The 20,131-nt window shown below is 67.5% G+C and carries 19 protein-coding genes and 1 tRNA gene; 19 read left to right on the top strand and 1 reads right to left on the bottom strand.

Annotation, left to right across the window (positions count from 1 at the left end):
- The 13 genes from VGT00_12790 to VGT00_12730 form a co-directional block, all read left to right on the top strand.
- On the top strand, positions 1–1,072 hold a 1,072-nt coding region (locus VGT00_12790; GenBank protein ID HEV8532289.1), incomplete at its 5' end, for a molybdopterin cofactor-binding domain-containing protein.
- 11 nt (positions 1,073–1,083) lie between these two features.
- Positions 1,084–1,944, top strand: a complete 861-nt coding sequence (locus VGT00_12785; GenBank protein HEV8532288.1) for a xanthine dehydrogenase family protein subunit M — start codon at positions 1,084–1,086, stop codon at positions 1,942–1,944.
- Positions 1,945–2,071: 127 nt separating this feature from the next.
- The gene (locus tag VGT00_12780; GenBank protein ID HEV8532287.1) at positions 2,072–2,662 is read left to right on the top strand and encodes a nucleotidyltransferase family protein; all 591 of its coding nucleotides are present in this window, start codon (positions 2,072–2,074) and stop codon (positions 2,660–2,662) included.
- Positions 2,663–2,674: 12 nt separating this feature from the next.
- A complete protein-coding gene (locus tag VGT00_12775; GenBank protein HEV8532286.1) occupies positions 2,675–3,565 on the top strand; it encodes a MoxR family ATPase in 891 nt (296 codons plus the stop codon).
- Between the two features lie 6 nt (positions 3,566–3,571).
- A complete protein-coding gene (locus VGT00_12770) occupies positions 3,572–4,729 on the top strand; it encodes a VWA domain-containing protein (GenBank protein HEV8532285.1) in 1,158 nt (385 codons plus the stop codon).
- Between the two features lie 7 nt (positions 4,730–4,736).
- Positions 4,737–5,828 (top strand): XdhC/CoxI family protein, encoded by a 1,092-nt coding sequence (locus VGT00_12765; protein ID HEV8532284.1) that lies wholly within the window; start codon positions 4,737–4,739, stop codon positions 5,826–5,828.
- On the top strand, positions 5,825–6,868 hold the full coding sequence (locus tag VGT00_12760) for a hypothetical protein (GenBank protein HEV8532283.1): 1,044 nt from the start codon (positions 5,825–5,827) through the stop codon (positions 6,866–6,868). The genes VGT00_12765 and VGT00_12760 overlap by 4 nt, the downstream gene beginning before the upstream one ends.
- A gap of 3 nt (positions 6,869–6,871) precedes the next feature.
- On the top strand, positions 6,872–7,243 hold the full coding sequence (locus VGT00_12755; GenBank protein HEV8532282.1) for an iron-sulfur cluster assembly scaffold protein: 372 nt from the start codon (positions 6,872–6,874) through the stop codon (positions 7,241–7,243).
- Positions 7,240–8,457, top strand: a complete 1,218-nt coding sequence (locus VGT00_12750) for a cysteine desulfurase (GenBank protein HEV8532281.1) — start codon at positions 7,240–7,242, stop codon at positions 8,455–8,457. Before VGT00_12755 ends, VGT00_12750 begins: the two co-directional genes overlap by 4 nt.
- A 19-nt stretch (positions 8,458–8,476) precedes the next feature.
- Positions 8,477–9,784, top strand: coding sequence for a nodulation protein NfeD (locus VGT00_12745; protein HEV8532280.1), 1,308 nt, complete (start codon positions 8,477–8,479; stop codon positions 9,782–9,784).
- A 16-nt stretch (positions 9,785–9,800) separates the two neighbouring features.
- Positions 9,801–10,607, top strand: coding sequence for a slipin family protein (locus tag VGT00_12740; GenBank protein ID HEV8532279.1), 807 nt, complete (start codon positions 9,801–9,803; stop codon positions 10,605–10,607).
- 73 nt (positions 10,608–10,680) lie between these two features.
- Positions 10,681–10,756 (top strand) — tRNA-Ala (locus VGT00_12735).
- Positions 10,757–10,965: 209 nt separating this feature from the next.
- Complete coding sequence (locus VGT00_12730) at positions 10,966–11,334, top strand: histidine triad nucleotide-binding protein (GenBank protein HEV8532278.1); 369 nt, start codon at positions 10,966–10,968, stop codon at positions 11,332–11,334.
- Between the two features lie 85 nt (positions 11,335–11,419).
- Here the strand turns inward: VGT00_12730 and VGT00_12725 are convergent, their stop codons facing one another.
- Positions 11,420–11,959, bottom strand: a complete 540-nt coding sequence (locus tag VGT00_12725; GenBank protein HEV8532277.1) for a hypothetical protein — start codon at positions 11,957–11,959, stop codon at positions 11,420–11,422.
- A gap of 354 nt (positions 11,960–12,313) precedes the next feature.
- Here VGT00_12725 and VGT00_12720 point away from each other — a divergent pair, with 354 nt between their 5' ends.
- The 6 genes from VGT00_12720 to VGT00_12695 all read left to right on the top strand — a co-directional run bounded on the left by VGT00_12720 (position 12,314) and on the right by VGT00_12695 (position 20,079).
- A complete protein-coding gene (locus VGT00_12720) occupies positions 12,314–13,657 on the top strand; it encodes a pitrilysin family protein (protein ID HEV8532276.1) in 1,344 nt (447 codons plus the stop codon).
- On the top strand, positions 13,654–14,955 hold the full coding sequence (locus VGT00_12715) for a pitrilysin family protein (GenBank protein ID HEV8532275.1): 1,302 nt from the start codon (positions 13,654–13,656) through the stop codon (positions 14,953–14,955). Before VGT00_12720 ends, VGT00_12715 begins: the two co-directional genes overlap by 4 nt.
- Positions 14,956–14,996: 41 nt before the next feature.
- Positions 14,997–15,728, top strand: coding sequence for a rhomboid family intramembrane serine protease (locus VGT00_12710; protein HEV8532274.1), 732 nt, complete (start codon positions 14,997–14,999; stop codon positions 15,726–15,728).
- 117 nt (positions 15,729–15,845) lie between these two features.
- The gene (locus VGT00_12705; GenBank protein HEV8532273.1) at positions 15,846–18,353 is read left to right on the top strand and encodes a mannose-1-phosphate guanyltransferase; all 2,508 of its coding nucleotides are present in this window, start codon (positions 15,846–15,848) and stop codon (positions 18,351–18,353) included.
- Positions 18,350–19,225, top strand: a complete 876-nt coding sequence (locus VGT00_12700) for a TlyA family RNA methyltransferase (protein HEV8532272.1) — start codon at positions 18,350–18,352, stop codon at positions 19,223–19,225. Before VGT00_12705 ends, VGT00_12700 begins: the two co-directional genes overlap by 4 nt.
- Positions 19,222–20,079: an NAD(+)/NADH kinase gene (locus VGT00_12695; protein HEV8532271.1), complete on the top strand. Its 858-nt coding sequence runs from the start codon at positions 19,222–19,224 to the stop codon at positions 20,077–20,079. Before VGT00_12700 ends, VGT00_12695 begins: the two co-directional genes overlap by 4 nt.
- The last annotated feature ends 52 nt before the right edge of the window (positions 20,080–20,131 follow it).

The following is a 20,131-nucleotide window of genomic DNA, read 5'->3' as shown; positions in this document are numbered from 1 at the left end:
GCTCGACTACAAGAAATTCCGGAGCGACCAGCAGGCCGGGCGATCGAGCGGCAAGCTCCTCGGCGTCGGCTTCTCGACCTATATCGAGGCCTGCAGCATCGCGCCCTCCAAGGTGGTCGGCTCCCTCGGCGCCCAGGCCGGACTCTGGGAATCCGGAACGGTGCGCGTGCACCCGACGGGTAAGGTAACGGTGTTCACCGGCTCGCACTCGCATGGCCAGGGGCACGAGACGACATTCGCCCAGCTCGTGGGCGACCATCTCGGCATTCCGATGGACGACGTCGAGGTCGTCCACGGCGACACGGGTATCGTGCCCTTCGGCATGGGCACCTATGGCAGCCGCTCGGCCTCGGTGGGGGGCACGGCGCTGGTCATGTCCATGGACAAGATCAAAGAGAAGGGCAAGCTGATCGCCGCCCATCTTCTCGAGGCCAATGCCAAGGACATGGACTATGTCGGGGGCGAGTTCGTGGTGAAAGGCTCGCCCGGCAAGAAGATCCCCTTCGGCCAGGTCGCCCTCACCGCCTACGTGCCTCACAAGTATCCGGACGGGGTCGAGCCGGGCCTGGAGGCGACGAGCTTCTACGATCCGTCCAACTTCTGCTTCCCCTTCGGCGCGCATGCCTGCGTGGTCGAGGTGGATCAGGACACCGGCCACGTGAAGATCCTCCGCTATCTCGCGGTGGACGATGTCGGCAACGTCATCAATCCGATGATCGTCGATGGGATGGTTCACGGAGGCATCGCGCAGGGCGTGGCCCAGGCCCTCTGGGAAGGCGCCGTCTACGACGAGGAGTCCGGACAGCTCGTCACGGGCAGCTTGATGGACTATGCCCTGCCCAGGGCGGACATGCTGACCATGTACGAGACGGGCCGCACGGAGACGCCGACGCCAGTCAATCCGCTCGGGGTCAAGGGGGCAGGGGAGACGGGGACCATCGCGTCGACTCCCGCCGTCATGAATGCCGTCGTCGATGCGCTCTCGGGCCTTGGCGTGGACCATATCGAAGCCATGCCCCTCACGGCCGAGCGGGTCTGGAAGACCATCCAGGCCGCCAAATCGAAGAAGTAAGGGAGACACTCATGTATCCAGCCCAGTTCGAGTACCACAAGGCCGGCTCGGTCAAGGAAGCCCTCGACCTTCTCGCCAAGCACAAGGACGACGCCAAGGTCCTGGCGGGCGGCCACAGCCTCTTGCCCGCCATGAAGCTCCGCCTCGCCCAGCCCAAGCACGTGATCGACATCGGCAAGATCTCGTCGCTGTCCGGCGTCAAGGAGGAGGGCGGGAACCTGGTCATCGGGGCCCTGACCACGCACTACGCCATCGAGTCCTCCGCCGTGCTCAAGAGCAAGTGCCCGCTCATGCCTGAGGTCGCCGGCCATATCGGCGATCCCATGGTGCGGAACATGGGCACGCTCGGAGGCAGTCTGGCCCACGCCGATCCGGCCGCCGACTGGCCGGCCGCCGTCATCGCGCTGGGGGCCGAGATGGTGGCCGAGGGGCCCAAGGGCAAGCGCACGATCAAGATCGATGACTTCTTCAAGGGCCTCCTGACCACCGCGCTCGCAGATGACGAGATTCTCACGGAAATCCGCGTGCCCGCGGCCGCGGCCAACGTCAAGTCGGCCTACGCGAAGTTCCCCCATCCCGCCTCGCGGTTCGCCGTGGTCGGCGTGGCCGCCGTGCTGACCATGGATGGGGGCAAGATCAGCAAGGCCAGCATCGGTCTCACGGGCGCCGGCACGAAGGCGACGCGCGCCAAGGGCGTGGAAGCCGCGATCGCCGGCAAGTCCGCCGACGCGGCCTCGATACAAGCCGCGGCCGAGAAGGCCGCCGACGGCGTGGACGTGCAGGCGGATCTCCAGGGTTCGGTCGAGTACAAGCAGCATCTCTTGCGAGTATTCGCCAAGCGAGCCATGGAGGCGGCAGCCGCCAAGAAGTGAGACGTCCCGGCACTCCCCGGCCCCGCGGGCGCGAGTCCGCGGGGCCTCTTTTTTCGCCTCCACCATTTCAGCCCTCGCCTCACCGTGCTCCTCGCCTCCGGCTCGTCGGCCACGTTTCGGCTCGACCATGACCTCCGCCATCGTGCTCGCGGCCGGCCTCTCGCGCCGCATGGGAAAGTCCAAGCTGCTCCTCCCCTACGGGGACACGACCGTGCTCCGACACGCGACGGAGCGCGTGCTCACGGCAGGCATTCGCGACGTGGTCGTGGTGGTGGGGCCAGAGCACGAGGCGACGGCGCGCGCCCTGGAAGGACTGCCAGTGCGCCTGGTTGTCAATCCGACGCCCGAGGCGGGGCAGGGGTCTTCGGTCGGCGCGGGAGTTCGCGCCCTGGCTCCGGGAACGACGGCCGTTCTCATCGCGCTCGGCGATCAGCCCGCGGTGCCATCGGGGGTCATCCCGGCCCTGCTGGGAGCGATCAAGGCCCTGGGCAAGTCGATCGCCGTGCCACGGTACGCCGACGGTTTGGGCAATCCCGTGCTCTTTGCCGCCCCCGTTTTCCCCGAGCTTCTCGATCTTCCCGGCGACCGGGGCGCTCGCGCCGTCGTCGAAAGAGAGAGGTCCCGTCTGGCCGTCGTGGATTTCCCGACGCCCATGCCGCCCGACATCGACACGCCGGAGGACTACGAGAGGCTCAAGGGCCCCGGCAATCCAGGGTAAACTGAGAGAACCATGAGAGCCGAGATCAAGAAGATCGAGGAGATGATGGAGGCGGCGGAGTACGTCACGGACCCGGCCATCGCCATGTCCGTGCACCTCGCCATGACGCTCAAGAAGCCCCTGCTCATCGAGGGACATGCGGGCGTCGGCAAGACCGAGGTGGCCAAGGTGATGGCCAAGATGCTGGAGACCAACCTCATCCGCCTTCAGTGCTACGAGGGTCTCGACGCCGCCCAGGCGCTGTACGAGTGGAACTACCCGAAGCAGCTCCTGCACATCAAGCTGGAGGAGAGCACCAGCCATTCGCTGACCGAGAAGGAGGCGGCCATCTTCTCGCCGCCCTTTCTCATCAAGCGCCCCCTGCTCCAGGCCATCAGCGAGACGGGAACGCCTCCCGTCCTCCTCATCGACGAGATCGATCGGGCCGACGAGGAGTTCGAGGCCTTCCTGCTCGAGGTCCTCTCCGAGTTCCAGGTCACCATCCCCGAGATCGGCACCATCAAGGCGACGCAGCCCCCCTATGTCATCCTGACTTCGAACCGCATCCGGGAGCTGTCGGATGCCCTCAGGCGCCGCTGCCTTTACCTCTGGATCGACTTTCCCGGCTTCGAGAAGGAAGTGCGCATCGTCACCCGCAAGGTGCCGGGGGTGAACGAGCGTCTGGCCCGGGAGATCTCGCGCTTCATGGAGACGGTGCGGACCATCCGGCTGGCCAAGGTGCCCGGGGTGGCCGAAACGCTCGACTGGGCCCAGGCCCTGACCTCGCTCCACGCCGATCATCTCGACGAGGAGCTGGTGGCCGAGACCCTGGGCTGCGTGGTCAAGGACGCCGAGGACGTCAAGCGGCTCAAGCGCGAGCTCGCCACCGGCGGCATCGCCCGCTTCGTCGCGGCGCAGAGCTGAGAGCGCATGGCCGTGCCCCGAGACCTCATGCGCGCCATGCTCGGCTTCGGCGCCATGCTGCGCGCCTCTGGCCTGCCCGTGACCACGGGTGCTCTCATGGACGCCGTGCGCGCGCTCGAGGTGGTGGATCTGATGGACCGCGCCCAGGTCTACCTCGCCCTCCGGACCGTGCTGGTGAGCCGCATGGAGGAGCAGCCCGCCTTCGATCGCTGCTTCGAGGCCTTCTGGAAATTTCAGGCCGATGACGGGCAGGGGCTCGACGGGCTCGTGGCGGCGGTCCAGCCGCGTGGCAGCGAGGAGGAGCCGCCGACGGGCGGCCTGGAAGGGGCGCAGCAGAAGCAGGCGCAGATCGCCCTCGAGGACTGGGACGAGGGGGAGGCGCAGGAGGGCGAGCCGCTCGAGGTGCCCGGGCAGAGCGATCGCGAGGTGCTGATGGAGCACGACTTCTCGACCTTCCCCGCCGAGCAGCTCGAGGAGGTGGCGCGGCTCACCGTGCAGATCGCCAAGCGTCTGGCGCGCCGGGTGAGCCGCCGGCGCAAGCCCACCCGGCGGGGCGGCGTGGTGGATCTCCGGCGGAGCATGCGGGCCAACCTCACGCGCGGCGAGATCATCGAGCTCCGACGCCGGTCACGGCGCCGTCGCAAGGTGCGCCTCGTGCTGCTCTGCGACGTCTCGGGATCCATGGACCTCTACAGCCGGTTCCTGCTGCAGTTCCTCTACGCGCTCCAGAACGTCTTCGGACGCGTGGAGACGTTCACGTTCGCCACCCGGCTGACGCGCGTGTCGGACCTGCTGCGGGGGCCGTCCTACAAGAGCGCGCTCCGGCGCCTGACCGAGGTACGCGACTGGTCGGGCGGCACCCGGATCGGCGACTCCCTCCGGGAGTTCAACCAGACCTGGGGGCACCTGGTCGACCGGCGCACCATCGTGCTCCTCCTCTCGGATGGCTGGGACACCGGCGAACCCGAGGTCCTGGCTCAGGAGATGCTGTCCCTCAAGCGTCGGGCCGGTCGCCTGATCTGGCTCAACCCGCTCCTGGGCAATCCATCCTACGAGCCGCTGACCCGCGGGATGGCGGCCGCCCTGCCCCTCGTCGACCACTTCGCCGCCGCGCACAACCTGGCGAGCCTGCGCGAGCTTGCCGGCCACTTGACCATACGATGAGGCAAGCATGACCACAGAGCTCTTCGAGAATCTGGATCGGCTGCGCCATGCCGAGGGCAAGGTGGCGGTGGCGACCCTCGTCAATACCCGGGGGACGACGCCGCGCAAGGAAGGCGCCAAGATGCTGGTCGGCGAAGATGGGCGGGTGCTGGGCTCCGTCACCATCGGCGGCTGCGTCGACGCGCAAGTCATCGAGGAGTCCGCCTCCGTCCTCGCGACGCACAAGCCGCGACTCCTCGAGCTCAACCTGGGCGACGAAGACGCCTGGGAGATCGGGCTCACCTGTGGGGGCACCATCGAGGTCTTCGTGGAGCCCGTCGATCTCCACGAGGCGAGCGACGAGACCCTGCGGCACTACGAGCGGCTCCGCAAGCACGCGGAAGCAGGGGGCCGGGGCGCGCTTCTGACACGGCTCGACGCGCCCCAGCATGGGGCCAAGCTGCTTGTCCTCGACACCGGGGCGCGCGAGGGCGGGCTGGGGAGCGCCGCGCTCGACGAGCGGGCGGTGGCCGAGACCCAGGGACCCCTGCGGGCAGGAAAGTCCACCACTCTGACCATTGACGGGACGCGCATCTTTGCGGAGGTCTTCGCGCCGCCATCCATCATGCTCATCGTGGGCGCCGGTCACGTGTCGATGCCCCTCTGCTCTCTCGCTCGCATCGTCGGCTTCAAGACCGTGGTGATCGATGGCCGGCCGCGATTCGCGACCCGCGAGCGCTTTCCCGACGTGGACGAGCTCAAGATCGGCATTCCTTCCGAGCTGGTCCAGAGCGTGCCCCTCGGCCCGACCACCGCGCTGGTCCTGGTGGCTCACGACTACAAGTACGATCTGCCCGTGCTCAAGCATGCGCTCCAGACGCCCGTCGGCTATATCGGCCTCCTGGGCTCGAGCCGGCGGGGCAAGGCCATCCTCGACCTCTTGCGAGAGGATGGCGTGGCGGAGGATCTGCTTACCCGGGTGCGGGTACCCATTGGCCTCGACCTCGGCGCCCAGTCCGCGCCCGAGATCGCGCTGGCCGTGCTGGCCGAGGTGCTCGCCGTTCAGCGTGGCGCCACCTGCCTGCCCATCAGCGAAAAGGTGAGGAAGGGAATTAAGTGAAGGCTGTCGCCGTCGCTCGCGAGGATGCCGTTGTGGCTACCCTGGAAGGGCGCGTCATCTGTGGCGACGTGCGTGGCGCGGACGGGAAAGTCGCGGTCGAGAAGGGGCAGGTACTCGATGCCGAGCTTGCCCGGCGCCTCCTCGAGCTTCCGTGGCGCGTGCTCCATCTCCTCGAGCTCGAGCCGGGCGATATCCACGAGGAGCCGGCGGGCGCGCGGCTCTCGCAGGCGGCCGCCGGCGAGGGCGTCGAGGTGAGGGGATATAGCGGCGGGCAGTGGACGCTCGCGGCGGCGCAGCGCGGGCTGCTGAGAGTGCGCGAGCAGGCTCTCGCGGAGATCAATGCCCAGGAAGGCCTGGCCGTCTACACCCTGTACGATCTTCAGCCCGTCGAGGCGGGTGAGGCGGTGGCCCGCGCGAAGATCGTTCCTCTCGCCATGGCCGAGTCACTGGTCAAGCGGGCCGAGGCTCGGGCCTGGGCGACGGGCGGCGTGGTCACGGTCAAGGCCTTCCGGCCACTGAAGATCGGGGCGCTGACCCGGGCCAATCTGCCGGCGCCGCAGCGGGCGCGCTTCGAGGCCGCGCTGACTGAGAAGGTCAGTTGGTTCGGTTCGAGTCTCCTGCCCATACAGTACTGCCCCGACGATGGTGGCGCCGTGGCCCGGGCCCTCGAGACCCTGGCCGCGGCCGGCGCCCAGCTCCTCGTCGGAGCCGGCGCCGCCTCCCTCGATCCGCTCGACGCGATCTTCGAGGGCCTCAGGATAGCGGGCGGGGTCATGGTGCGCCATGGCACGCCGGCCCATCCGGGAAGCCTCCTGTGGCTCGCCCGATGGAAAGGGCGCCCGGTCCTCGGCATGCCCGCCTGCGGGATGTTCTCCCAGGCGACCTCCTTCGACCTCGTCCTGCCCCGCCTCCTGGCGGACGAAGAGGTCGGCAACGCCGAGCTCGCCGGCATGGGACATGGCGGTCTGCTTTCTCGCGAGAGCGCGTGGCGCTTTCCGCCCTACCGGCAGAGCGCGGCGCGCGGCGAGCTGCCCGAGTAGGTCATGGTCTACAGCGACGTCATTCGTGAGCGCTTCCGGAAGCCGCGCTTCCGAGGCAGCCTGCCCGCGCCTGAAGCGGCTTTCGAGGACGTCAACCCACTCTGTGGCGATCGGATCCGCATCGAGTGCCGGATCACCGACGGTCGACTGGCGGATGCGCGGCACCGCGGCGACAGCTGCGCGATCTGCGCGGCCTCCGCAGACCTTTTGATCGAGCTCGCGCTCGGAAAGTCGGTGGAGGATGCCGCGTCCCTTCAGGCTCCCGCCCTGCTCGAGCGGCTGGAGGCCGACATACGCCCCACCCGCATGAGATGCGTCACCCTGCCCCTGTCGGTGCTGCAGGGCGCCCTCGAGGGCCGGGAGGTGGCGAGATGACCCTCGGCGAGCAGACTCGGGCCGACTTCCCCATCCTGCGGCGTATCGTCCACGGCCAGCCGCTCGTCTACCTCGACTCGGCCGCGTCCAGCCAGAAGCCGAGGCAGGTTCTCGAGGCGATGCAGAACTACTACGAGCGGACGCACGCCAATGTCCATCGCTCCATTCACACCTTGGGCGAGGAGGCCACGGAGGTCTACGAGGCCGCGCGGGATGCCGTCCGGGTATTCGTGGCCGCCCGGTTCCGAGAGGAGATCATCTTCACGCGCGGGACCACCGACGGCATCAATGTCGTGGCGCGCGCGCTGGCCCTCACCCTCAAGCCCGGAGACGAGATCCTGGTCACGGAGATGGAGCACCATTCGAACCTCATCCCGTGGCAGATGATCTGCCGGGAGCGGGGCGCGGTCGTGAAGGCGGTGCCCGTGGTCGGCGAGGGCGTGCTCGACCTGGACGCGTTCGGGCGCCTGCTGTCGCCGCGCACGCGACTCGTGGCCATCGCTCACGTCTCGAATGTGCTCGGCACCATCAACCCCGTCACCGACATGACCCGGTGGGCTCACGAGGCGGGAGCGCTGGTTCTTCTCGACGGCGCGCAGGCGGCCCCTCACCTCTCTCTCGATGTCGTGGGGACGGGGTGCGACTTCTACGTCTTCTCGGCGCACAAGATGCTGGGCCCCACGGGAATCGGCGTCCTCTACGGCCGACGCGAGGTGCTCGAGAGACTGGAGCCAGGGCTGGGCGGCAGCGAGATGATCAAAGAGGTCTGGATCGACCACGCGCAGTGGAATGACCTTCCGTGGCGCTTCGAGCCCGGCACGCCGCCCATCGCCGAAGCCGTCGGTCTCCATGCGGCCGTGGACTACCTCGACAAGCTCGGCATGGCCCGGGTCGAGGCCCACGAGCGCGCGCTCTGCCGGCTCGCCATCGACGCTCTGGAGCGCATCCCCGGCGTCACCCTCTACGGGCCGCGCAATGCCGAACTCAGGGGCGCCGTGGTCGCCTTCAACGTGGAGGGCCTCCACCCCCACGACGGCGCCGCCCTGCTCGACGAGCGCGGGATCGGCGTGCGGGCGGGGCATCACTGCGCGCAGCCGCTCATGAGGCGGCTCGGCATCGTGGGCACCCTGCGGGCCAGCTTCTCGGTCTACAATACCGCCGCCGAGATCGAGCGCCTGAGCGAAGCCGTCCAGTCGCTTCGCGGCGCGCTCTGATCTTCGCCGGGAGGCTTCCATGACCGGGCCCGACAGGCGGTTACGGCGGTGCATGCTCGTCTCGCTCCTGCTCGCCACCCTGGCCCCCACGTGCGCCTGGGCCGCGAGACCGGTGTCGGTGATCGACATCGACGGCGCCATCACACCCATCACGGTCCGCCTGCTCGCCGCGGCCATCGAGCGGGCTCAGGCCGACGGCTCGCAGGCGCTCGTGGTCCAGCTCAATACGCCAGGGGGGCTGGAGCGTTCCATGCGGTCCATGGTCCAGAGCATTCTCAATGCCGAGATTCCCGTGATCGTGTACGTCGCCCCCACGGGCGCTCGCGCGGCATCGGCCGGAGTCTTCCTCACCATGGCCGCGCACGTGGCGGCCATGGCGCCGGCCACGAATATGGGCGCGGCGCATCCCGTGGCCGTGGGCGGGCAAATGGACAAGGACATGCTCAAGAAGGTCGAGAACGACGCGGCGGCCTTCGCGCGGACGCTCGCCACGGAGCGCGGGCGAAATGCCGAATGGATGGAGAAAGCCGTGCGGTCGTCCGTATCCGTCACGGAGCGCGAGGCGCTCAAGCTGAAGGTGATCGACCTGATCGCCAACAGCGTGCCTGACCTGCTCGAGAAGATCGACGGGCGAGTCCTCAAGACGAAGCGGGGATTGGTCACCCTCGAGACGAAGAACGCGCCCGTGAAAGTCATCGAGATCCGGTTCCGGGACCGCTTCCTGGCTCTGATCACGGATCCGAACATCGCCTATATCCTCATGATGGTCGGCATGCTCGGCATCTTCTTCGAGCTGTCGAACCCGGGCGTCGTGCTTCCCGGCGTGATCGGGGGCATCTCCCTGATCCTGGCCTTCTTCGCCTTCCAGAGCCTGCCCATCAACTGGGCCGGGCTCCTGCTCATCCTGTTTGGGGTGGCCCTGCTCATCGCCGAGATCAAGATCGCGAGCCACGGCGTGTTGACCATCGGCGGCGTCATCTCCATGGTCCTCGGCTCCTTCATGCTCTACGAAGCGCCCGAGGCGGGCTTCCGCGTGTCATGGGCGGTGATCCTGCCCACGGTGGGGGCGAGCGCGGGGCTCGCGATCTGGGCCGTCTCCGCCGGGGTGCGCGCGATGCGGCGTCCCCCGACCACGGGGGCCGCGGGGATGATCGGCCAGCGCGCCGTGGTACGAGCCGCGCTTGATCCCGAAGGGCAGGTGCAGCTCGATGGCGAGATCTGGCGCGCCGTGGCCGAGGACGCGCCCGTCCCGGCCGGCGAGACGGTGCGCGTAACCGGCGTAGACGGGCTGACGCTCCGGGTCAGCCGGGCCGCGAACCGCTCCTAGACGCAGGAGGCGCGACATGCTCGGATTCGACTGGACGCTGGGGTTCATCCCCGTTGCCATCATCGCGTTCTTCATCATTCTGAACGCCGTCCGGATCCTGCGCGAGTACGAGCGGGCCGTCATTTTTCGCTTCGGCAGGCAGGCTCGCGCCGTGGTCAACCCCGGCGGCGACGGGACGGGTCCCGGGCTGCTCCTCCTCATCCCGCTCGTGGACAAGATGGTCAAGGTCAGCCTCCGGACCATCACCATGGATGTGCCCCCGCAGGATGTCATCACCAAGGACAACGTGTCGGTCAAGGTCAACGCCGTCATCTTCTTCCGCGTACTGGACGCCAACAAGGCGGTCATCGGCGTGGAGGACTATCTCTACGCGACCTCGCAGATGGCGCAGACGACGCTGCGGAGCGTGCTGGGCCAGCAGGAGCTGGACGATCTCCTGTCCTCGCGAGAGAAGATCAACGAGCAGCTGACCCGGATCATCGATCAACACACGAACCCGTGGGGCGTCAAGGTTACCTCCGTGGAGGTCAAGAACGTCGACCTTCCGCAGGATCTTCAGCGGGCGATGTCCAAGCAGGCCGAGGCCGAGCGCGAGCGTCGGGCCAAGGTCATCAACGCCGAGGGCGAGGCCCAGGCCGCCGCCAAGCTGAGCGAGGCGGCCGAGGTCCTGGCCCGCTTCCCCATCGCCGTGCAGCTGCGCTATCTCCAAACCATGCGTGAAGTAGCTTCGGAGAGGAATACGACGACGTTCTTCCCCTTGCCGCTCGACCTCTTCGCGCCACTTCTCAAGGCCTTCGGAGACAGCCAAGCTCCCAAATCGTGACGGCGGGCAGGGCGGCTACGCCCAGGAGACTTGTCGCGAGAAGGTCCGGCGGGTAGAATGACGAGGCTGTTTCGGGGGGTTAGCTCAGTTGGGAGAGCGCGGCGTTCGCAACGCCGAGGTCGAGGGTTCGAATCCCTTACCCTCCACCATCAGGACGTGTCGGGGCGCCGGATGATGCCGGCGCCCCGTTTTTCATCGAGCGGTGGAGCGGGCGGCCCGACCTGCCTTCGCCGGACACATCTTGTGATACCAGATCGAGCCGAGCTTGACGTGGTTGCCGTTCTTGCGAATCCTAAGCTTGCACTTCGGGCAGGAGCCCATCCCGGTCTCCTTCGGTAAGGGATCTGAATAGCCGTCGATCGACCACGCGATTATACACGACCAAGGGCGACCCATAACCTCGGCCTGCGTCTTCTGCCGGATTGTTGCCCGCCAGACCGAGGCGGACATCGAATACGAGGACGATCTTGTCCTGGCCTTCAAGGATCTCTACCCCAAGGCACCCGTGCATCTGCTCATCATCCCGAAACGACACGTGGAGTCGATCGCGAGGCTCGAGCCCGGCGACGAGGCGGTGATGGGTCGCTGTGTCCACGTCGCCAAGCTCCTGGCCGAGCGAGCGGGATATGGCGAGCGAGGTTACCGCCTCACGTGCAATACGGGACCCGAGGGCGGGCAAATTGTTCACCACCTTCACTTCCATCTCACCGCGGGCCGTCGTGGTTGATCGCTCTGGCCCCTCGCGAGCCAAAAAGAAGAGGCCCCGGAGGTGGGATCTCCGGGGCCTCGGTGGATCGACGTCTAGTCTTCTATTACTTCAGGATCGCCAGCGCCGCCTTGGCCTTGTCCGAAGCCAGCGTCATGTTGCCAACCTTGCAAGCGGCTTCCGCTTCCTTCACGAGCGAAGCAGCCTTCGTCATGTCAGCCCGAGGAGCCTGGGCCGTAGCGGTGGCGCCAGTGCTAGTCCGAGGAGCCTGGAGATCCTGGTTGCCGCGGGGCGCCTGCACGTTCTGGTTGCCACGAGGAGCCTGGAGGTCCTGGTTACCGCGAGGAGCTTCAATGTCCTGGCGCGCACCAGCCAAAGAGCGGGGCGCCTGAACATCCTGGTTACCACGCGGAGCCTGGAGGTTCTGGTTGCCGCGAGGAGCCTGCTGGGCTTCGTTCTGCCGTGCGCCAGCCAGCGACCGCGGGGCCTGGATCTCGTCGGGCTTGACCGACGCCGTCTTCTTGCTCAGCATGTCCTTCGCCTGCGTGACTTCCGCGGGGCAACTGCTGGACTGAGCCGAGCTCAGAGCGGGCGAGAGCGACAGCGCCACCGCCACGCTGAGAACCGCTGCAAGCAACTTCTTCATTGTCTTCGTCCTTTCCATATAGGTTGTAGGCCCTACTGCCGCTCGCCCCATCGACTCCCCACTGAGCCTGGGGCATCCCTAAGAATCCAGTCGTTATTACTCGATTCTGCCATTCGCGGGGGGTAGAGTGCAGAAGCGGTGCCACATGGTCTCCAGCTCGGTAAATGCCAATGAATCACCTACTTGCATAGCTAACAGCAGGTACCCTTACACGGTGGGAGGCGGCGTTCTGCCCGAGGAGATCCCCGCTCCGCTCTTGGCAAAGTGCCCCCAAAAGACGCACTGAGGACTCCCCCCTGGCCCCCGGGTGACCGAGTTGAGCGGTCCGTCCGGGTCTGCTAGGCTCACGCCTGTATGAAGCGTCGATCAATGGAGTTATTCGCGGTCTGGACAGTCGCCGCGGTTCTCCTGGTCAGCTGTACCACATCCCGCACGTCCATATCCGCAAGCCCACCGCTGACGCCGCCATCACGGGAAGTGCTGCCCAATGGGCTTCGCCTCATCATCCAGGAACACCGCACCGCCGAAGTCGTGTCCGTCCAGCTCTGGGTGGGCGTCGGGGGCCGCGATGAGGCACCCTCTGAGCGAGGCTTCTCGCACTTTGCCGAGCATATGCTCTTCAAGGGAACGGAGAGATTGGGACCGGGATTCGTGGACAGCGAGGTGGAACGCGTGGGAGGGCGTACGAATGCCGCGACCTCGCTCGACTATACGTACTACTACATGCTGCTGCCCTCGCGCCGCGCAGAGCGCGCCATCGAGGTCATGGCCGATATGGCGTTCAACTCCACCTTCGATTCGACGGAGCTCGCTCGAGAGCGCGAAGTCGTGTTTGAAGAGGTGCGGCTCGGTGAAGACAACCCGCGATCATTTCTCGTGCGGCGACTCTACGAACTGGTTTTCACGGCGCATCCCTACGGGTTCCCGGTTCTCGGCGATCCTGCCGCGCTCCGGGCCGCATCGCGCGAGACACTGCGTGGCTACTACAAGCGCCACTATGTCCCGGCCAACATGACGCTGGTCGTGGTGGGCGCGGTGGATCCAGCCTCGGTTCGGGCCGCTGCCGTGCGGGCATTCGGAGACGCGGCCGGCGGATCGTTCCGCCGGGTGCCCCTCCCGCCTCAGCCGGCCCTTGGTGAGAATAGACGCCAGAGTCTCGAGCGGTCCGAGCGTCAGGCATCTCTGGGGTTGGGGTGGCGCGCACCGAAGCTGAGAGACCAGGACATGTACGCCGTGGATCTCCTGGCCCACATACTGGGCGGGTCGCTGACGTCGCGGCTCACGCAGTCGCTGCGCGAACGCACGCGGCTGGTGTCCACGATCAGCGCGGGCTACGGGACACTAGAGGGTGGCGGGGCGGTCACGGTCACCGCTCAGCTGGAGGCGAAGGATCTCGAAAAGGCGGAAGCGGCGATCCTCGCCGAGATCCGCCGGATCCAAGAGGACGGTGTGACGACGGCCGAGGTCGAACGGGCAGTGACGGCGGCCGAGGCTCAGCGCGTGTTCGGGCGGGAGACGGCCGAAGGATTGGCACTGGCCTACGGCCGCGCCGAGACAGTGTGGAGCCTGGAGGAGGATCGAGGGTATGTCGAGCGGCTGAATCGAGTCACGCGGAAGCAGATCCAGGAGGCAGCCCGGCGATACCTCGTACCCTCTTACGCCCGGCTTGCCCTCGTGCCGAAAAGGGCGGGATCGTGACACGCACCGCACTCGCGGCGATCATGGCCGCCGCTCTCGGAGCCTCCTCCGTCGCGACCCCCGCGGAAGCAACCTGGATTCGCCAGCGTCTCGACAGCGGGCTCGTCGTCCTCGTGCAGGAGAATCCGGCGACGCCGGCGGTGGCCGTCTCTGTGCTGGTCAGGGTCGGCAGCCGCTGGGAACGTGAAGACAATGCTGGCATCACGAACCTGCTGCAGCAGGTGCTCGTCAAGGGCACCACCAGCCGGACGGCGTTCGATGTCGCGGAGGCCGCCGAAGCCATGGGCGGCAGCCTCAGCGCGTCGGGAGACACCGACTACGCCGAGATCAGGGGAACGGCGTTGGCGCGGCACTGGAAGTCGCTCCTCGCCCTGATGGCGGACGTGGCGCTCCATCCCGCATTGCCCCCGGCGGAGATCGACAATGAGCGGCGGGTCATCGCCAGCGGGATCAAGAACCGACTCGACCAGCCGTTTCCCCTCACCTACGACACGCTGATGGACCGCCTTTTTCGGAGCCACCCATATGGCGCCCCGTCGCTCGGACGGGGGGCCGCCGTCGAGCGGCTCGACCGGCAGACTCTCGTGGAGCACTACGATCGCTACTATCGCGCTGGCCGCATCATCGTCGCGATCAGCGGGCAGGTGCCCGCCCGCCAAGCGGTGGATGAGGTTGCTCGGCTCTTCGCGAACGCGCCGCGGGAGCGAGAGACGGGAGATGCGCCTCTGGGCGCCCCGTCGGCCTCCCCCGACCGCTTGGTCATCAATCGGCCAGCCGCCCAGGCGCAGATCATGCTCGGCTTTCTGGCCCCGCCCATCGGCCACCCCGACTACGCCGCGGTCAAGGTTCTGCAGGTGGCGCTCGGCGGTGGCATGGCCGGTCGCCTCTTCAGCGAGCTCCGTGACAAGCAAGGTCTGGCCTACTCGACGGGCGCGCTCTATCCAGCCCGCGTCGAGCCGGGATTCTTCCTCGCCTTCATCGGCACCGCGCCGGCCAGCGCGGGAAAGGCCGAGGACGGCATGCGGGCACAGGTCGAGCGGATCCGCGGCGAGCGGGTGTCGGAAGGTGAGCTGGATCGGGCCAAAGCCTACCTCCTCGGACAGTTCGCCCTCGACCGACGAACCAATGCCCGCCTCGCCTGGTACGCGGCGTTCTATGAAGCGGCCGGAGTCGGCCACGACTTCGCGGACCGTTACGTTCGCGCGATCGAAGCCGTCTCGGCCGATGATGTGCTGCGCGTGGCCAAGACCTACCTGGCATCGCCCACGGTGGTGAGGCTCGAGCCTGTGCCGCGCTGATCGCGACCCACGCCCCGCCGCTCGGAAGGACCGGCCGGCCGATGTTTCCGCTCAAAGACGATGTCCCGACCAATTCGACGCCTTTCGTTACCGTCGGTTTGATCGCCGTCAATGTGCTCATTTTCCTCTACCAGGCATCGCTCCAGGGCATGGCCTCCGCGGAGGGCTCACGTGCCGCGCAAGCCTTTGTCCTCGAGTTCGGGCTGGTACCCTGCCGGCTCACGGGCCATTGCCTGCCCCCCGCGGGGGTTCCTCAGCCGGTCGTGTCCATGTTCACCTCGATGTTCCTCCACGGAGGCCTGTTCCACGTCGCCGGCAATATGCTCTACCTGTGGATCTTCGGTAACAATGTCGAGGACACCCTGGGGCATGCCCGGTTCGTCCTCTTCTACCTCGCATCGGGCGTAGGCGCTGCGCTCGTGCAGACGGCCGTCGGACCAGAGTCGACCGTGCCGATGATCGGGGCCAGCGGGGCAGTATCCGGCGTGCTGGGCGCCTATCTCCTCCTCTTTCCGCGGGCCAATGTCCTGACCCTCATCGTCTTCGGCTTCTTCATTCGCCTCATCCGGATCCCTGCCGTCGTCGTGCTCGGCTTGTGGTTCGCCGTACAGTTCCTGAATGGCCTGGTGACGTGGAGTGCGAGCAGCAGGTCAGGGGAGGCAGCGGGCGTGGCGTGGTTTGCCCATATCGGAGGCTTTGTGGTGGGCATGGCGCTTCTCTATGCGCTCCAGCCGCGACGCCCCGCGAGCGGCGGGGCCCGTCGATCCTGGTAAGTTCTGTCTCGGCGGGGATTTCCGCTATACTTTCCGTATGCTCGGTGATCCTTCTGAAGGGCCCCAGGCCGCCCCGGAGACTATCCCCGGGCAACCCACCCCCGCGGAGAGCACCGAATGAAGGCCGTCATCATGGCGGGGGGCTTTGGCACCCGTCTTCGACCGCTCACCGCGCACGTGCCCAAGCCGCTCGTGCCCGTGGGCAATGTGCCCATCATGGAGCACACGGTCCGCCTGCTCAAACGCCACGGATTCTCCGATCTGGTTGTCCTCCTGTATTTCATGCCCGAGACCATCACGTCTCATTTCGGCGATGGGAGCCGCTGGGGCGTGAACATGACGTACATCACGCCCGCCGCCGATCTCGGCACCGCCGGAGCTGTCCGCTTCGCGGCCGAGGGGACTCGCGAGCCCGTCCTGGTCATGTCAGCCGATGTCCTGACCGACTTCGACCTCGAGGCGGCCGTCGCCTTCCATAAAGCGAAGGGCGCCGAGGCGACCATGGTGCTGACGCGGGTGGAGATGCCGCTCGCCTACGGCATCGTCATCACGGACGAAGACGGCCGCATCTTGCGGTTTCTCGAGAAGCCAGCCTGGGGCGAAGTCTTCAGCGACACCATCAATACCGGCATCTACCTGCTCGAGCCCTCGGTCTTCGGAGCCATCCCGCCCAACCGGCCGTACGACTTCGGCAAGGAGCTGTTCCCGGCTCTCCTCGCTTCCGGCCGCTCTCTCTGGGGTCACGTGGCGCGAGGGTACTGGCGCGACGTAGGCGATCTGACCGAGTACCGGGCCGCGCATATCGACCTGCTTCAGGGCGCCGTCGGGGTGGACATTCCCGGGGAGCGGCACGAAGGCGCGGGACACACGGTCTGGCTCGGCGAGGGGGCGCGCGTGGACTATTCCGCCCGACTGACGGGCTCGGTCATCGTCGGACGAGGCGCGCAGATCGACCCTGGCGCGCGGGTGGGCAACTCGGTCATCGGCGCGGATTGCCAGGTCCATGCCGGGGCGGACATCCAGGGCAGCGTCCTGTGGGACGGAGTGGAGATCGGGGCCGGCGCGGTGATCAAGGAGGCGGTCATCGGGCGCAAGACGATCGTGCGCGCCAACGCCTTCCTGGCCGAAGGTGTGGTCATCGCGGACTCCTGCCGTATCGGGGAGGGCAGCGTGGTCAAGGCCAATGTCAAGGTCTGGCCCTACAAGGAAGTCGAGGACGGCGCCACCCTGGCCATGAGCCTGGTGTGGGGCGAGCGGTGGAGCCGGTCGCTCTTCGGGCGGTACGGGGTCTCGGGCCTGGCGAACATCGAGCTGTCCCCGGAATTCGCGGCCAAGCTCGGAGCCGCCTTCGGAGCGACGGTCGGACGCCACCGGGTCATGATCACGAGCCGCGACCACCACAAAGCCTCCCGGATGATCAACCGCGCGCTCATGTCCGGTCTCCTCTCGGTGGGCGTGGAGGTCCAGGATCTGGGGGTAGCCCCCATCCCCGTGGTGCGCTACCAGGTGGGGGCGCTGGGGCTGGCGGGCGGCACCCATGTCCGCAAGTCCCCGTACGATCCCCAGCTCGCCGACGTGAAGTTCTTTGACGCGCGCGGCCTCGAGATCGCGCCCGATCGAGAGAAAGCCATCGAGCGGCTCTTCTTCATGGAGGACTTCGAGCGGGCGCCCATGGACGAGATCGGCACGCTGTCCTTCCCTCACGCGGGGACCGACCGCTACCGGGACGGCCTGCTCGAATCCGTCGACCGCGAGGTCGTGCGCAAGGCGGGGCTCAAGATGGTGCTCGACTACGCCTTCGGCGCGGCCTCCTCGATCTTCCCCGCCGTGTTGGGTGCCCTCGGCGTCGAGGTCATCGCCCTCAATGCCTACCTCGACGAGACGCGCATCTCGAAGACCGCGGAGGAGTTTGGGCGGTCGCTCCAGCAGCTCTCCAACATCGTCCGGACGCTGGGGGCAGACCTGGGCGTTCTCCTCGACACGGGCGGCGAGAAGGTGTTCCTCGTGGACGAGAAGGGCGAGATCCTCCCCGGCGACCTCGCCCTCGCCCTCGTCTCCCTCCTCGTCATGCGCACGCGTCCTCCCGGTCGGATCGTCGTCCCCATCACCGCCTCGCGGGCCGTGGAACGGATGGCCGAGGAGCACGGCTTCGTGGTCACGCGCTCGCGCGGGACCTCGCGCGCCCTCACCGAAGCCGCCCTCGCTCCAGACGTGGCCCTGGTGGGTGAGGAGATGGGCGGCCTGATCTTTCCCAGCTTCCACCCCGCCTTCGATGGCATGTCCGCGGTGGTCCGGGTCCTCGAAATGATGGCCCGCCTGGACGTGCGCCTCCATCAGCTGACCCGCGCGGTACCGGAGAGCCACATGGTACGGATCGAGGTTCCGTGCCCGGACGAGCGCAAGGGGGCCGTGATGCGCCGGCTCATCGAGGCGACCAAGCACGGCAAGGTGGAGCTGATCGAAGGCGTCCGTGTGCAGATGGGCGAGGACTGGGTGGCGGCAATCCCCGATGCGGACCGGGCCACCTTTCATGTCGTCGCGGAAGCCTCGGACCGAGAACGCGCGCAGCGCCTGGCCGACGAATATCGCGAACGCATCACAGGTTGGAGAAAGGAGCCTGCGTGAAGAAATCGCTCGCGAAGAAGCCGAACCCTGGATCCGCGCGCCCCGCCCCGGGCCGCACGCCCGTGGGCGGGCAGGCGAAGGTCAAGGAGCGGATCGACGTGGCGCTCGTGAGCCGGGGGCTTGCCCCGACGCGCGAGAAGGCAGCCCGGCTCCTCCTCGCGGGCGCGGTGCTCGTCGACGGCCGGCGCGTGGACAAACCCGGCGTCCTCGTGGCCCCCGGCGCGGAGCTGAAGGTGACGGCACGCCAGAAATTCGTCAGCCGCGGGGGGGACAAGCTCGCCCATGCCCTGGCCGCTTTCAGGGTCGAGCCCAAGGGCCGGGTCTGCGTGGACGTCGGGGCCTCCACGGGCGGGTTCACGCACTGCCTCCTGGAAAATGGCGCCGCGCGCGTCTACGCCGTGGACGTGGGGCAGGGTCAGCTGGACGCTTCCCTCCGGGCCGACGGGCGGGTCGTGGTCATGGAGAAGACCAATGCGCGCCAGCTGACCCCCGAGGCTTTCCCGGACCCTCCGAGTCTGGCCACCATCGACATCTCGTTCATCTCGCTTGAGAAGGTGCTCTCGCCCGTGTTTACCGTGCTCACCCCCGACGGCGAGGCCATCGCCCTGGTGAAGCCGCAGTTCGAGATCGGCAAGGGGCTCGTGGGTAAGGGCGGCGTGGTGCGGGATGCCGCCCATCACAAGACGGTGGTCTCGCGGGTGGCGCGTTACTGTGTGCTCCACGGATGGCACGCGCGGGGTGTCGCGGTCTCGCCCCTCAAAGGGCCAAAGGGCAATCGCGAGTTCTTTCTCCACCTGACGCGCACGGGGCGCACCGCCGCCGATCTCGATGAGCTCATCACTCGTGCCGTGGAGACTCCCGAGCCGGAATGAAGCGCATCGGCATCGTCGCCAAGCCCGATCGGCCAGATGCAGCCGCGGTGGTCGCCCGCCTCCTCGCCTGGTGTGCCGAGCGGGGCCTGCAGCCCGTCCTCGAGAAGGAGACAGCCGGGCTCTGTCCGGACGCGCAGGCGGCCACGGCGCGCAAGCCCGATCTGCCGGGACAGGTCGATCTCCTTCTCGTGCTGGGCGGCGACGGCACGCTCCTGTCCATGGCCCGCCTCGTGGGGGACCTGGGCGTGCCCATCTTGGGCGTGAACCTCGGCGGCCTGGGCTTCCTGACCGCCCTGACCAAGGACGAGCTTTTCCCGGCCCTCGAGGCCTTCCTGGCCGGCGACCTCGTGATCGAGGAGCGCGTCATGCTCGCCGCGCAGGTGTGGCGCCAGGGCGAGCGCCTCTCGGAATACGCGGCCCTCAACGACGTCGTCATCACCAAGTCGGCCATGAGCCGGATCATCAACCTCGCCGTGTCGGTAGATGGCCAGTTCGCCACGGCCTATCGCGCCGACGGGCTCATCATCTCCACGCCCACCGGCTCCACGGCCTACTGCCTCTCGGCCGGCGGGCCCATCGTGTTTCCGACCATGCCCGCCGTGGTGCTGACGCCGATCTGCTCTCACACCCTGACCAATCGCCCCATCGTGCTGCCCGCGGATCAGCGGATCGAGGTCACCCTCCAGTCGGACCAGGACGTGATGTTGACACTGGACGGCCAGGTCGGCTTCGCCCTCAAGGAGGCCGACGTGGTGGCCATCAGCCAGGCCACCGCGCGCATCCGTCTCCTTCGCTTCCCCCAGAAGCATTTCTTCTCGGTGCTCCGTACCAAGCTCAAATGGGGAGAGCGCTGAACGTAGCGTCGGAACCATCTGGCGTGTCCGGTGGGATACAGTTTGAGTCCGG

It is taken from the genome of Candidatus Methylomirabilota bacterium, from assembly GCA_036002485.1.
Taxonomy (GTDB): domain Bacteria; phylum Methylomirabilota; class Methylomirabilia; order Rokubacteriales; family CSP1-6; genus AR37.
The sequence above is the reverse complement of the archived record's forward strand: the minus strand, read 5'-3'. Positions and strand labels throughout refer to the sequence as shown.